General features: G+C 54.0%; 11 protein-coding genes and 1 pseudogene. 9 read left to right on the forward strand and 3 right to left on the reverse strand.

The genetic code is table 11. The features are described from left to right. The first annotated feature begins 29 nt into the window (after positions 1-29). Together ABD892_RS19200 and ABD892_RS19205 are read left to right on the forward strand one after the other, a co-directional pair. Positions 30-2,648, forward strand: coding sequence for a type I secretion C-terminal target domain-containing protein (locus ABD892_RS19200; protein ID WP_345197666.1), 2,619 nt, complete (start codon positions 30-32; stop codon positions 2,646-2,648). 51 nt (positions 2,649-2,699) lie between these two features. After that, the gene (locus tag ABD892_RS19205) at positions 2,700-4,109 is read left to right on the forward strand and encodes a TolC family outer membrane protein (RefSeq protein WP_345197667.1); all 1,410 of its coding nucleotides are present in this window, start codon (positions 2,700-2,702) and stop codon (positions 4,107-4,109) included. An 18-nt stretch (positions 4,110-4,127) separates the two neighbouring features. Here ABD892_RS19205 and ABD892_RS19210 read toward each other — a convergent pair whose 3' ends face one another. Next, positions 4,128-5,807: an aspartate:alanine antiporter gene (locus tag ABD892_RS19210; RefSeq protein WP_345197668.1), complete on the reverse strand. Its 1,680-nt coding sequence runs from the start codon at positions 5,805-5,807 to the stop codon at positions 4,128-4,130. A 169-nt stretch (positions 5,808-5,976) separates the two neighbouring features. Here ABD892_RS19210 and ABD892_RS19215 point away from each other — a divergent pair, with 169 nt between their 5' ends. After that, positions 5,977-7,314, forward strand: a complete 1,338-nt coding sequence (locus ABD892_RS19215) for an SGNH/GDSL hydrolase family protein (protein ID WP_345197669.1) — start codon at positions 5,977-5,979, stop codon at positions 7,312-7,314. A gap of 40 nt (positions 7,315-7,354) precedes the next feature. Here ABD892_RS19215 and ABD892_RS19220 read toward each other — a convergent pair whose 3' ends face one another. After that, positions 7,355-8,230 (reverse strand): alanyl-tRNA editing protein, encoded by an 876-nt coding sequence (locus ABD892_RS19220; RefSeq protein WP_345197670.1) that lies wholly within the window; start codon positions 8,228-8,230, stop codon positions 7,355-7,357. 198 nt (positions 8,231-8,428) lie between these two features. On the opposite strand from ABD892_RS19220, the gene ABD892_RS19225 reads away from it, so the two are divergent. From ABD892_RS19225 to eda, 6 genes and pseudogenes are all read left to right on the forward strand, one after another. Continuing rightward, positions 8,429-9,436 (forward strand): threonine/serine dehydratase, encoded by a 1,008-nt coding sequence (locus tag ABD892_RS19225; RefSeq protein ID WP_345197671.1) that lies wholly within the window; start codon positions 8,429-8,431, stop codon positions 9,434-9,436. Then, positions 9,420-10,358 (forward strand): ornithine cyclodeaminase family protein, encoded by a 939-nt coding sequence (locus ABD892_RS19230; protein WP_345197672.1) that lies wholly within the window; start codon positions 9,420-9,422, stop codon positions 10,356-10,358. The genes ABD892_RS19225 and ABD892_RS19230 overlap by 17 nt, the downstream gene beginning before the upstream one ends. A gap of 187 nt (positions 10,359-10,545) precedes the next feature. Beyond that, positions 10,546-11,211, forward strand: a complete 666-nt coding sequence (locus ABD892_RS19235) for a helix-turn-helix transcriptional regulator (protein ID WP_345197673.1) — start codon at positions 10,546-10,548, stop codon at positions 11,209-11,211. A gap of 277 nt (positions 11,212-11,488) precedes the next feature. Continuing rightward, positions 11,489-11,560 (forward strand): annotated as a pseudogene (locus ABD892_RS19240) (DUF2256 domain-containing protein); the annotation flags it as partial. Between the two features lie 7 nt (positions 11,561-11,567). Beyond that, the gene (locus ABD892_RS19245; RefSeq protein ID WP_345197674.1) at positions 11,568-13,121 is read left to right on the forward strand and encodes a cryptochrome/photolyase family protein; all 1,554 of its coding nucleotides are present in this window, start codon (positions 11,568-11,570) and stop codon (positions 13,119-13,121) included. Positions 13,122-13,137: 16 nt separating this feature from the next. Beyond that, positions 13,138-13,716 carry a bifunctional 4-hydroxy-2-oxoglutarate aldolase/2-dehydro-3-deoxy-phosphogluconate aldolase gene (eda, locus tag ABD892_RS19250; RefSeq protein ID WP_345197675.1) on the forward strand — a complete coding sequence of 193 codons (579 nt, stop codon included), beginning with the start codon at positions 13,138-13,140 and terminating at the stop codon, positions 13,714-13,716. Between the two features lie 105 nt (positions 13,717-13,821). Here eda and ABD892_RS19255 read toward each other — a convergent pair. Then, positions 13,822-14,303 (reverse strand): hypothetical protein (locus ABD892_RS19255; protein WP_345197676.1); only part of this gene is annotated, 482 nt, incomplete at its 5' end.

Here is a 14,303-nt window from a genome sequence, read left to right on the forward strand (position 1 = left end):
TACTACGTTGAGAGGCAGGGATTGTTAGCATGGGTGCAGATACAGTTGTCGCGATAGGTTCTCTTCATCATGTGTCCGGCAATGTCGGCGCCATGGCGGTGGACGGTTCAATACGACAGTTGTCTATTGGTGATCAGGTATACAATGATGAAACCCTGGTTGCCCTGCTGGATGGTTCTGCCCATCTTGATCTGGTCAATGGCGATAGTGTTGAAATCCTTGCCGGTCAGCAGCTGGAACTGGCTGAACTATGGCAGCAACTTGCCTTGTCAGTTGAACAACTGATTGCTGATGGCGTCGATCCTTCTCTGTTATTCCCCCCTCCGCTCGCGGGTACACCATCAAACCGTGAAGGGGCATTGGAATCTCCCCCAAATGATCCGCTACCCGTTAGTCGTTTTAATCGTCTGACGGATACACAATCTCCGTTTGCAGTGGCGGATTCGTTGCCATCCATTGAGCCGATACCGACAACGGGTAGTGAGCAAGAGACATCAGGACGTGATGAGTTACTGGATGCCAGGCCATTTGAAGAAGAGAGCCGTTTCCAACTCTCAACGCCGAATAATGTGAATCAGGCTGAATCCAGTATCAATCAATGGATTACGGTTGATGATATTGGTCTGCTGTCAGAAAGCAGTGATCTGGTCATTGATGTATTAGCCAATGACAGGGTGCCGGGTACTGATAACCCTTTACTGACGCTTGAGCGAGCATCCATTATTGATCCGCAGACAGGGACTGAAATACCAGCCGGTAAGGGAGCCGTCTCGATTATCGATAATCGTCTCGCTTACTCGACGGGGAATGATTTCAACCTGAAGTCAGGGGAATCCGAGACTGTCACTGTCCAATATCAGACCACGGATAATCAGGGTAATACCCAGAATGCAAATGTCATCATTACGGTCGAGGATAGGACGCCCCAGCCACTGTCAGGCGACGTTGGCATTGATGACAGTGCCACAGAAACACTCAACCTGACATTGATGCTCGATTTATCGGAACCCATGGGGTGGCCATCTGCAGAAGACGCGAGTAAGACCGGTCTGGAGCTCATGCAGGAGGCATTGGCAAACCTGCTGAACCATTATCAGTTTGTGGCTGATCTTGCTATCCAGGTTGTGACGTTCAGCGGTGGCAATTATCAGTCATACGGCTGGTATGCGGGGGACGATGCGGTATTGCAGACCCTGAATACCATTAATGCACTTTCTGATCCTCAAGGTGGCACCTACTACAAAGGTGCTTTGCAGGAGGCTGAGGCCGGTTTTATCTCCGGTTTAGAGAATGGTCAGATTGATCCTGCAGACCATCATGCGATGTACTTTATTACTGCGGGGGAACCTTCCCGTAGTACCGGGAGACCCGACCAGGCGGTCTGGGAAACCTTTCTTCAAAATCACAGTGTCAGTGACGTCCATGCAGTCGGCTTCATGACCAGAGAGCCCGGGGAGATGCTCACTGGTCCTGATCTCGCCTATCTGGAACAGATCGCCTTTCCCGGCAACGCTCAAATACTGGATGAAAATACGTCTGATACTCTGTCAGACAAACTCATAGAGACAGTACCGCAGCAGCTCGCAACAGGCGATTTAGTTGGTCGTGATATTGGCGGGGATGGTCTGGTCACAGTCTACAGTGTTGATCTTCGCGACGGGATGGGGGAACAGCTGCTGAACACTAACCCTCAAGCACCTTATACACAGTTCAAGGTACTGGCATCACCGGATATCACAGCGGGTTGGCTAACGGTGAACTACCTGAACGGCGAATATGTATTTCGGCCAGCGGATGTGGAGAGCACGATTGATCTGACATTTGATTTTACGGTCGAGGACTCAGACGGCAGTCGTGTGAGCAGCAGTGTTGATGTAGCCGTCACCGACAGTGGGGAAGTGTTTACGCATAGTGCTGCTGATAACCTGAATCGCATCACCGACAGAAACGGCACGCAATCCGGTACATCAGAGGATGATTATTTCAAAGATGGCGGCAATGTGGATGATGATTTTGCCGCAGGCGGTGGCAATGATCTGGTCGTTGATTACGACGCCCACAGCAATACGTTTTCTGGCGAAGCCGGTAATGACACCTTGATAGGCGGTGGCGGTGATGACCGGTTATACGGTGGTGAGGATCGTGACCTTCTTATGGGTGGTCGTGACCATGACATACTGGATGGCGGCAGTGGGGATGATGTACTGATAGGTGGCCAGGGCGACGATGTGATGACTGGAGGAACCGGACGTGATGATTTCCGGTTCAGCCTGACCGATCTCGTTGAGGAGGATCGCTATCAACTGGATCGTATTCTGGATTTTACCCTTGGCCAGCCGGCCACTCCCGGCAGTGATGCTGACAGGCTGGATTTCTCAGAACTGCTGGATTTTTCCAGCGGCACTGATCTGGATCCCATCGACTTGCTTCAGTCCCTGAAGGGGCAGGGCGTCACGGCTGTTATTGAGAGTGAACAGCAACAAACGACCCTGCAGGTGAATGCACAGGCTGAAGGCGAAACCCATCAGCTGGTGGTGCAGTTTCAGGGGCTGGATGAAAACCACTGGTCTGACCAGAACAGGGATAACCTGTTAAACGGCGATGATGTGTTATTACAGCTAATCACGAATGGGCAGTTGATCGTATAACCCGGGCAGACACGACACGAGAGTCCGGTTGCAACGCAGGAGGCGGAGAACATGCAACACGCCAAGATCAGGGAATGGTTACTGGCGATCACCTTGGCGGGTTATGTCAGTAATAGTGCGGCAATGACGTTACAGGACGCTGTCGCAGAAGCATTACTGGATAACCCTGAACTTCGTATGACGATGGCCGTTGCAGAGGCACGGCGGGAGTCGGTTCGGGAAGCCCGTGCCGGTTATCTGCCGACTCTTGATCTCAATGCGTCGGTTGGCTACGAGAATAGTCGTAATACAACGACGGTTGCCGCTTATGGCAATGGCAGCGCGGATGATAAGTCGCAGGTGCGAACCCGTCGGGAGGCATCACTGGTCGCCCGGCAGATACTGTTCGATGGTTTTGCAACCCGGGAAGATGTCAGTCAACAGCGTGCCCGGCAGCAGGCGGCAGAGCAGCAGGTTTGTGTCACGGCAGAAAACCTCGGCCTTGAAGTCGCGGAGATTTACCTTAGTGTGCTTAAGGCGCAAACCCTGCGTGATCATGCGAAGAACAATCTTAATGAACACCTGCGGCTGGTGGCCTTGATCCGGAAGCAGGGTGAGAAGGGTGTCAGCAATGATGCCGACCTGGCTCAGGCGGAAGGACGGTTAATGCTGGCGCAGGCTGACCGGATAGGCGCAGAAGCTTCGCTGAGAAATGCCCGAACCCGTTACCTTAAAGCGGTTGGCGCATTGCCGGATGCCTTTGTCCGGCCTGTTCAGACAGCAGGGTTGCCTGCGGGGCAGGAGATGGCGATTGAACAACTGATGACAGGTCACCCGTCACTTGCTGCAGCCAATGCTGAGATTCGTGCGGCGGAAGCCGTTTATGATGCCAGCAAAAGCGGTTATATGCCCGAGTTGGATGTCACTCTGGGAACGTCCTGGTCTAAGGACAGGGATGGTGCAAAAGGTACGGAATACGATGAATCAGCACTGTTGAATATTCGCTATAACCTGTTCAATGGCGGAGCTGATACCGCCCGGCGACAACAGGCCAGTCATGAAGTCAGTGAAGCTATAGAAAGCAGACAGCACCAGATTGAAGACATGGACGAAGCCGTCCGGCTGGCTTGGGTGGCGGTTGAGTTTGGCCGTACCCGGCTCAAACCGCTGAAGAACCATGTCTCTCTGGCGGATCGTTCGCGCAGCCTGTACGAAAAACAGTTCCTGGTAGGTAAACGCACACTGATTGATTTACTGGACAGCCAGCAGGAAAGTTTCGCGGCCAAGAACCGGTATACGACGGCAGATCATGACCTGCTGATTGACCAGTACCGTTTGCTGCACACGACAGGCCGGTTGCTGCCGGCTTTACAGACTCGCCTTGAAGGGGACTGGCCTTGTGCTGGCCCGGTTGATCAGCAGGATGTTGCCGGTGTCGATGAAGTTCGCCCGGTAACATCCGCTGAATACCATGAAGGTTAACGGTGGTGTTTAGCGTTCTCAGAACAGTGTGGCAATCAATGAGCCTGCTACTGTGAACAACACGTTAGCCAGTGCATAGGTGCCCACATAGCCCAGCGAGGGAATGGAGCTGCGGGACATGTCGTTGACCGTTTCCATGGCCGGTGCGCAGGTGCGGGCGCCGGTAATGGCGCCGAGCAGCAGGGCAGGATTCATGTTCAGGACATAACGGCCAAAGATATACGACAAAATAACGGGCACAGTGCTGACCACCAGGCCGGATGCAATGATCATTGGTCCGAGCTGACCCATGTATTCCAGGATACCCCGTCCCGCATTCAAACCGATTCCGACCATGAACACCAGCAAGCCAAGGTCTTTTAACAGGCGCAACGCCGCTTCCGGCACGTGACCGATGGTGGGGTGCATGGCGCGTAGATAACCCATCATAATCCCTGAAATCAGCAGCCCTGTGGCATTACCGACCGTAAAGTCATAATTATTGAAACGCAGTGTGATTTGCCCGATCAGCAGACCAATGGCCAGGAAGGTGGAAAAAGCGACCAGGTCGGTCACACGACTGTGGATGCTGACGAAACCAATCTTGTCGGCCTGGGCGGCCACCCGTCGTTTTTCGCCACTGACGCGCAGCACATCCCCTTTGTTCAGCAGAATGTCACGCTCAACCGGCATCTCGATCTGGGAACGGGTTATCCGGTTCAGAAAGCATCCTGCCTCGGTCAGGTTAAGGTCACTGAGATGTTTGCCGACCAGCTGGTCGTTCTTGACCACGATATCTTCGGTGACAATCTGCATATCGAGCAGATCCCGGTCAAAGACCTCATTACCTTCGCGAAACAGCGGGTCGAGCAGGGCATGGCTGTCCGGGTAACCCAGCAGGGCAATTTCATCGCCTTTCTGCAGCATGGCGTCGCCGGCCGGCTCAGCCAGAATGCCTTTGCGCCGGATTCTTTCGATATAGCAACCGGTGCGCCGGTAGATGCCGACTTCTCGGAGGTTCTGGCCGGCAAAGGCGGCCGCCAGGTCCTTGCTGACCCGGTAAGCGCGGATGATGGGCAGGTAGGTTTTCTGACTTTCACTATCGTCTATTCCCCGTTCCCGGGCGATGGTGCTTGCGGCATCGGGCAGGTCAACACGGACGATGCGCGGCAGGTAACGAACGACCAGCATTAAACCGACCAGGCCAACCAGATATGTGAGGGCGTAGCCGATGCTCATGTTGTCCTGCAGCTTGCTGAGCTGCCCCACTACTTCTGGATTGCTAAGGCTTTTCAGGGCTTCCTGTGCACCGACCAGCGCGGGGGTAGACGTCAGCGAGCCTGCGAGCAAACCGGCGGTGAGGCCCTTGTCAAAATCAAACAGTTTTGACATCAGCAGGGTCAAACCGAAGGAGGTGCCGGTAAGGAAAAGAGCCAGTGACGCATAGTACTTGCCGTCCCGCATAAAAACGCTGAAAAAGTGGGGTCCGGCTTCAATCCCGACGCAGAAGATAAAGACCATGAACCCAACGCTCTCTATACCGGGCGGCAGGTAGAACCCCATCTCACCGAACGCCAGTGCCGTGGCCAGCACCCCGATTGTCGCGCCGAGCTTGAAGGTGCCAATCGACAGTTTGCCAATCAGCAAACCAATACCGAGGATAACAAACAGGAGTAGCTCAGAACTCTGGTTGAGGAGCGCCAGAAGGTCGATAGTCACGGCAGGGGTCCGGTCAGTGGCTCAAAAAAAATTGCGACATGGTATGCCTGATGGGACGCCAATGCCATGCGGTAAATCACGACAGTTGCATTAGTGTGATGTGAATGGAGTAACCGGGTTTATACGACTACTTTCATAGACGAACCGGGTTGCGTTCAGGAGTATTGTCATGAAAGTTTTCCTTGCCGGGGCTCGTTGGCTCCTTGCGTTGTTTCTTGTTTGTCTCCTGCCTGTTGTCAGTCATGCGGATGGGTTGCAGGTCAAAAAACTGCTGGTGTTTGGCGACAGTCTCTCTGACAGCAATGGCACGTACTCCACCTGGAAGCTGCTGAATACCCTGAAGGGAAATACAGTAAACGGGCAGCCTATGATGAATCTGCAGCCGTTCCTGAATAATGCCCTGAAGCAGGATGTGCCAGGCTATGCGGAGCTGACCCATCATGAGTGGTTGAGGGATGAATTAAGCAGCCTGGAAAAACATGCGCTCAATGCCTTTCTGGATATGACAAAAACATTGCCTATCCCGATATTGCCCGATCCGCATTATTACCTGACCGGCATGTTTTCCGGTGGTACCGATTTCAAGGGGGTCTGGCCACTGTATCTCTACCGGATGTTGGGCGCTGAGCTGGATAACCGGGCCATGGCGGGTAGCTGGACGTTGTGCTCCACCCAGAAGATGGATCACCTGGGCGACCTGATGCATATCTGCAGCGGACCGGAAAGTATGGCCGAGGAGTTTGTCTCCGGCAGTCTGGTGCCACCGTGTGAAGGACTGATCGTCAGTGCCTGGGCAGAGCAGGCTGGTACGGTCGACAGTGACTCAACGCTGGTGATTTTCTTCAACAGTGCCAACGACTACCTCAACCAGTGGCCCGATCCGCAACAGGTGGTGAACAAATACACGGCGGACATCACACGACTGATTCGGTTGGGTGCAAAACACGTGGTGGTGATTAACCTGCCGGATATCAGCCTGACCCCCCGTTATCGTGAGGCGCCAAAGCATCTTCAGGCGTGGATGGCAAATGCCATTGAAACCAATAACCGTGAACTGAAGCAGTCATTGGCCCAGCTGCGAACCCGTTATCCGGATGTTGCATTGATTGAGCTGGATGCTGCTGCCATGCTGACCCAGCTATTGGCCGGTGCGGCCCAGCGAGGCATTGTCACGGATAAAGCCTGCCTGGACAGTACGCCCGGGTTGCCCACCGTTAACAGAAGCAAGGAGAGTGCAGAAGAATCTCTGGTGAATCATATTCTCCAGAATCCATCGTTGGCGGATGCAGCTCACGTCGCCAGTGCCGCTGCGGATGGGCAGGGCATCGGCATGTGTACCAATCCGGATGACCATTTCTTCTTTGATACGGTGCATCCCAGCGCCCATACCCATTATGAGATAGCGCTGTACGCCTGTGAGCTGTTGCAGAAAAACGGTATCGCCTGTTCGACAACCGCCGTTCAACCGCTGATCACTGCACCGGAGCCGATAGCGCGCTGGTTCTGACAGGGGCAAACCATCAAACAGGGCATACGCCCTGTTTTATTTATGGTTGGCAGCGTGTGATGACCTCAAACGTTTGTTCATCCAGCACGTGCATTGAAACAGTGACTTTGCCAAGGGCTCCCAGCGTATTCGCATGACTGCCGCCGCAGGGAATCACTACCTTGTCTTCCTGGCCGAGCTGGCACTCCCAATATCGACGGTCCGTCAGCGTTTCCCCTTCACAACGCACATGGATCTCACCCCCTTCTTCAAGCCAGGTAGCCAGCTGTTGGTTAATGGCTTTTTCAATGTCGTTTAAGTCGGTGAGCACATCCGCTGCATTCAGGCCTTTTTTCTTCAGTGATTTGCCACAGCGATAACGGTCACTGCTATGGTACTCACCGATGGACGACAGTGTGATAGCCTGCTGATCAAAATCGATCTGCCCCAGGGCGTCATGTCGGCCCGGGTCTTTTCGCCAGTAACCCTGCAGGGCACGGTTCAACGCCAGGGCGGCAATATGGCAGGCGCTGTGACCACAATCCAGGGCGTGTCGATAGGATGCATCCACCTGAAGCTGAACCGTTTTTCCGGTCAGATCCGGTGTACCGTCAATCACATGCGCGACCACAAAACACCAGCCGTCAGCGCCTTTTTTGACCGGGATATCGGTATCCAGATAAAGCGTGTCATCTTCCAGGTTAATGGCGCCAGTGAGGCAGGATACGACAGGGTAAACCCTGCCATCGCAGTGTATCTCGCCGCGGTCGCCGGGCTGGTCCGGCCACTGGTAATCGACCGGGTGGAAGGGGGTGTTGTCTACCAGGATTGCGCTTCGGTTGTCGTCCAGGGGGATGGTCTTTACTACGGTTCCCGTACCGCAGGTCTCCCCCTGGGGATAACGAATGATGGTGGCTTTGGGCAAGTGGGTGGTCATGAAATTACCTGATGTCGTTGAACTGACACTGTTTTGAGCGTCAGGTCTCCCTGAAATTGATGGAGACCCGAATACCTGTCCGTACGCGTTGGGCACATGATCCAACGTTTCAGGGCGATTGACACTCAAAATCTACCGTGTACTATAAAGTCCATAATATACATAAAAGTATTTATTTTGGTAGTTTGGAGATGTCAGATGTCCGTAGACAGACAAGCCATTGTGGCAAAGACCCAGGCTCTGCCGGATGCCGCTTTTTATGCGGATGGCCGGGTTGTTAAGACACCCCTGGTCTATTCGGAGCCGTTGTCAGCGTTGACCGGCTGTAAGGTGTACCTCAAATGTGAAAATGCCCAGACCACAGGGAGCTTCAAGATCCGGGGTGCGGTCAGCGCCATGCTGCGGTTAGCGCCTGAGGATCGGGTCAAGGGCGTATTGACGGCGAGCTCCGGTAATCATGGCGCCGCCACGGCAACCGCCGCGACCGCATTGGGCATCCCGGTAACGATTTATGTCCCGGAATCCATCAGCCCGACGAAAGAACAGAAAATCCTGGCCACCGGCGCCAAGCTGGTAAAGGTGCCGGGCAGCAGTGACCAGGCCGAAAAAGTCGCGGCACGGGATGCTCGTGAACAAGGGCTTACCTACGTCAGCCCCTACAACCATGCTGATGTGATTGCCGGGCAGGGCACCATCGGGCGTGAAATCCTGTCTGACCTGCCTGATGTAGAAGCGGTGTTTGTCAGTGTTGGCGGCGGTGGGCTGATCAGCGGTCTGGGCGCCAACATCCTTTCGGTGAAACCCGATGTCGAGATTGTCGGATGCTGGCCGTCCAATGCTCCGGCCATGCTGGAATGTTTGCGGGCAGGCAAGGTCATTGACGTTAAGGAGCAGGATACCCTGTCTGATGGCACGGCCGGGGGGGTTGATGATGACGCGATTACCTTGCCCCTGTGTCAGTCGACCATTACGGAAACCCTGACCGTTTCTGAAGACGACATTGCCAATGCCATGCGGCTGGTGCATAACGCGCACGGCTATGTGATAGAAGGTGCGGCGGGTGTGGCGGTGGCTGGGTTGCTGCAGGCAAAGGCGCATTACCAGGGGAAAACCGTGGTGGTGGTGCTGTGCGGGCAGAACATCACAGATGCGGTGTTCCAGCGTGTCATCAACAGCGGGGGTGAGCACCATGAACATACTCACTAGAGCGGATATCGAAGCCAACCTGCCGTCCCTGTCGGTACTGATGGCCGCCATTGCCGATGGTTACCGTGATTACGCCCGGGGAGAGTACGATATTCCCCCGGTGGGTTACCTGGCCTTGCCCCATGGTGAACTGCACCTGAAGTATGGCCGGGCTGACACATCGCCCTATGCTGTGATCAAGATTGCGGCGGGCAGTTATACGAATCCTGGTAAGGGGCTGCCGTCGTCTTGCGGCTGCCTGATGGTGCTGGATGTCGAGACCGGTTTCCCACTGGCACTGTTACAGGATGAAGGGCTGCTGACGGATTTAAGAACCTCGGCAGCCGGTGCCATGATGGCCAAACGGTTTGCGCCGGCGGCGAAAACCATGGGTATCGTGGGTTGTGGTATTCAGGGGTATTACCAGGCACGGGATACCTGCCTTGCACTGGGTATCAACCAGGTCGTTGCCTTTGATCGGAAACCGGCCTCGATAGCTTCGCTGGCTGAACGGATGGCGCCTTACGATATTGCGGTAACCCCGGCGTCAGATATTGAGTTCCTGTGCCAACAGGCGGACATCATAACGACCGTGACGCCGAGTAAGGAAGCCTACCTGGATGCAGGCTGGCTGAAGCCCGGTGCCCATATCAATGCTTTCGGCTGTGACTCCCCGGGCAAACGGGAGCTCTGTGGCAATGTGCTGGAACGTGCTGACCTGCTGCTGGTGGACAGCTACGACCAGTGCCGTGACCATGGCGAATTACAATATGCCCAAGAACACATCGCAGAAAAAGCGGTGTCGTTTGGGCAGGCTTTAGCGGAAGAGTGCGATGGTTCTGCCGCGGGCCTGACCGTTGCTGACTATACCGGTGTCGCGGTGCAGGACATCATCATCGCCACCCTGGTATACGACGCCTGTATCAGTCATGTATCGCCGTGATCAACGACAATGGATTGTAAGTAAGCAGAGTGGATGAGCTCAGACGGCTGCCTTGCAACCCCGGAGTGATAGGGATAGTGTTCGGGCGTTGCCCAATGTGTTGACCCACCGGGGCAGGGCAGCAACTGGTTTATTGGGAAACCGCTGGCGTTTTCACACAACCTGATGGGCTGGTCGGTTTTCATTCATGACTCATAGTGAATCCATGCGTAAGAAAAAAACATCCGGTACCGAGGCCCTGTTACTTGAACGTTATGCGCCTGTGGCGGATGGCATCGTTGCCCTCTTTGCGGGTTATGTGGAGGCGGTCATTCATGATTACGCGTCCCAGAAGGTGGTGTACATCGCCAACAACCTGTCGAAGCGGTCGCTGGGAGATGACTCGGCGCTGGATGATATTGCGCCTGAAGAACCGGAAACTGTCATCGGTCCCTATGAGAAAGTCGGCTGGGATGGCGGAAGGCAACGTTCCATCAGCATTGTGCTGCGGGATGATGATGGCCATACCATCGGTCTGCTCTGTATCAACATGAAGCTGGATGTGTTTGAACAGGCGAAGCAGGCGTTCGACATTCTTCTTTCCCATCCACAACTGGTGCCGCAGCCGGACAAACTGTTCCAGGATGACTGGCAGGAACGCATCAACACGTTCATCCAGCACTGGTTGACGCAGCAGGGGCTGACGATGGCGAGATTGTCGCATCCACAAAAGCGGGCGCTGGTGACAGAGCTGTACAACAATGGTGCGTTCAAGGGGAAGAGTTCCCAGAATTATGTGGCCAATGTCCTGAATATGGGAAGGGCGACCGTCTTCAAGTATTTGCGGGAACTCAAGGAAACGGAAAATGCCTGATTGAACAGTGGTTTTCTTGTTCTAAGGTGATGAACGCTGTTTTCAGGCTCTATGTGATCAAGTCTTTCGTATTTGATGATGCGTAGTACTGATCGAGAACATGACCGCCTCCGATGAAAACGACTGGCTGCTTCTACTTAATCCCGTTTAGCCGTTATGCTGTACGGATTGGCCGTGGATAATCAGGACACCCCTGTTGGCGAGCCAGTCAGAATCACATAACAACACCAAAGATGTAAAAAACTGTGCCGTATGCCGGCGGCCCTTCACCTGACGAAAGAAGTGGTTCCGATGTTGGGAGGAGGTCAGGTATTGTTCTGAACGCTGTCGTCGCAACCTAACCGGGTAGGGAAGTCATGAAAAAGTACCAGCGCCTTCGCCTGATTCTGGGGGATCAGCTTAATGCCGCACACCGCTGGTTTCGGAAAAAAGATGACCGCTGTCTTTACCTGATCGCGGAATTGCTCCAGGAAACGAACTACGTTCGTCATCATATCCAGAAGCTTTGTGCGTTTTTTGCGGCGATGGCATCGTTTGCCGATGCCCTGAAACAGTCCGGCCACGATGTGCTGTATCTGACGCTGGACGATACCGCGTCATTTGACGATTTGCCGGCACTGCTCAGGCATGTGACGGAAAAATACGGCATCACTGACTTTGAATACCAGCAACCTGATGAACACCGGCTCCAGCAACAGCTGTTAAAGCCTTCACTGGGATCAGGGATTACCATCAACCGGTATGAGTCAGAACACTTCATGCTGCCGTTTGATGAGCTGGAATCTTATTTTACGCCCGGCAAAGCGGTAAGGATGGAAGCGTTTTACCGCAAGATGCGCAAGCGATTCGATATCCTGATGGAGGGTGATCAGCCCGCAGGCGGGCAGTGGAATTTTGATAGCGATAACCGGCAATCCTTGAAAAAAGCAGACCTTGCCGAGATTCCTGAACCGATTCTTTTCGCCAACCCGGTTACGGATATTCTACAGCGCATTGAGCGTCACCAGGTGGCACATTTCGGTGTACCGACCGATCCGTTGATATGGCCAGTTACCCGCAAGCAATCCTTACAGGTACTCAAACATTTCTGTCGATATTGCCTGCCGTCGTTTGGGCGCTTTCAGGATGCCATGACGGCTGACAGTGACCATCGCTGGAGCCTCTACCACTCACGGCTGTCGTTTGCGCTCAATACCAAGATGCTCCACCCGAAGCAGGTGATTGAGGCGGCTATTGCCGCCTGGCAGGCGTCGCCTGACACCATCACCATTGCCCAGGTGGAAGGTTTTGTCCGGCAGGTACTGGGGTGGCGTGAATTTGTGCGGGGCATGTACTGGGCCAATATGCCGGAATACCGGTCGATGAACCATTTCAATGCCCGGCGGACATTGCCTGCGTTTTTCTGGACCGGCGAAACACACATGCGCTGTTTGCAGCAGGCTGTCAGCCAGTCCCTTGATTTCGCGTATGCCCACCATATTCAGCGACTGATGGTGGCCGGCAACTTTTGCCTGCTCGCCGGGATTGATCCGGACCAGGTCGATGAGTGGTACCTGGGCATTTATCTGGATGCCATTGAGTGGGTGGAACTGCCCAACACCCGCGGCATGAGCCAGTTTGGCGACGGGGGGCTGGTGGCGTCAAAACCGTATGCGGGCAGTGGCAATTACATCAACAAAATGAGCGACTACTGCCGTGGCTGCCATTACAACGTGAAGGAAAAAACAACGGAAAACGCCTGCCCGCTGAACAGCCTCTACTGGCATTTTATGCTCAGGCACCGTGACCAGCTGGCGGTTAACCATCGTACCGGTGTTGTGTATAAAGGCTGGGACAAGCGGAGCAATGACGAGCAGCGCGCGGTGCTGGACAGGGCAGAATGGTGTCTGGAAAATCTGGATACGTTGTAAGAGGGGACACACGGTGATGAATCAATGGACGCTGAAACCGGCCGGGATACTGGCCATCCATCCCATTCTGCCGGTACTGGTGGTGGATAGCGTGGCGCAGGCGGTTGCTGTTGGCAACGCATTGATTGAGGGCGGGCATTCTGTTCTGGAAGTCACCCTCCGAACGCCCGTCGCACTGGACGCCATTACTGAACTGCGTCGTATCTTTCCTGATGTGCTGGTGGGCGCCGGTACCGTGCTTAATACTTCGGACTATGATCAGGCGATAAAGGCAGGAGCTCAGTTTGCAGTGTCTCCCGGTCAGACCGAAGTATTGTTACACCATGCCCGAAACCAAACGATTCCATTCATCCCCGGTGTGGCTTCCGCCAGCGAAATCATGCTGGCGCTGGCACACGGCTACACATGCCTGAAGTTTTTCCCGGCTGAAGCGTCTGGTGGTGTTGCCGTTCTGAAGGCGTTCGGAGGGCCGTTTCCTCAGGTACGTTTTTGCCCGTCTGGCGGTATTACTGCTGCTAATGTCCAGGACTACCTGGCGCTTTCGAATGTGCCAGCGGTGTCTGGTTCCTGGATGGTATCGGATGTGGCCATATGACTTGCCTCGATGGATTCGGCTTGCAATGCGAAGTCATATTGCCCGGTAACGTCGTGAAAAACATATTAATACTATGTTTTCTAATGGTTTATTTCCGCAGCTTACTCATGGAGCAAGTCGTATTGTTCGGACATCTTTTCCTTTGTCGACTATCACGATAATTCTTCCATCTCCATACTTTTCCATTAAGTTCAGATCATCGACAAGAAGATTAGAAACCTGCCCATTCTCCCGAGGCACAATGCCGCGAGATGCTGTCCCATCGCATTTTGAGTACAAAGAAGCAATTTGCTTCTTCAGAGAGGGTATTGACCATGCTGGAGCTTGAAGCGTTGCATACCCGATAAGGCCGTAGACAAAACGTTCGAGCCTGATATCAAATTCATGTATCACGGGTTCAGCTGTAATCACCTGCTGGACATAGTTATCGTTCAGCATATCCTCACAGTCTTCGACAATGGGAATGGCAATAGTCTGATCATTGGCCTTGGCCGAACTGAAAATAACTAGGAGCTGTTGACGTTTCACATTGGTAACCAGACAAAAGCACAAGCCAGAGCTACGACACTGACAAAGTTTCGCTTTAG

It is taken from the genome of Kistimonas scapharcae, from assembly GCF_039540975.1.
In the GTDB taxonomy this organism is placed as follows: Bacteria; Pseudomonadota; Gammaproteobacteria; order Pseudomonadales; family Endozoicomonadaceae; genus Kistimonas; species Kistimonas scapharcae.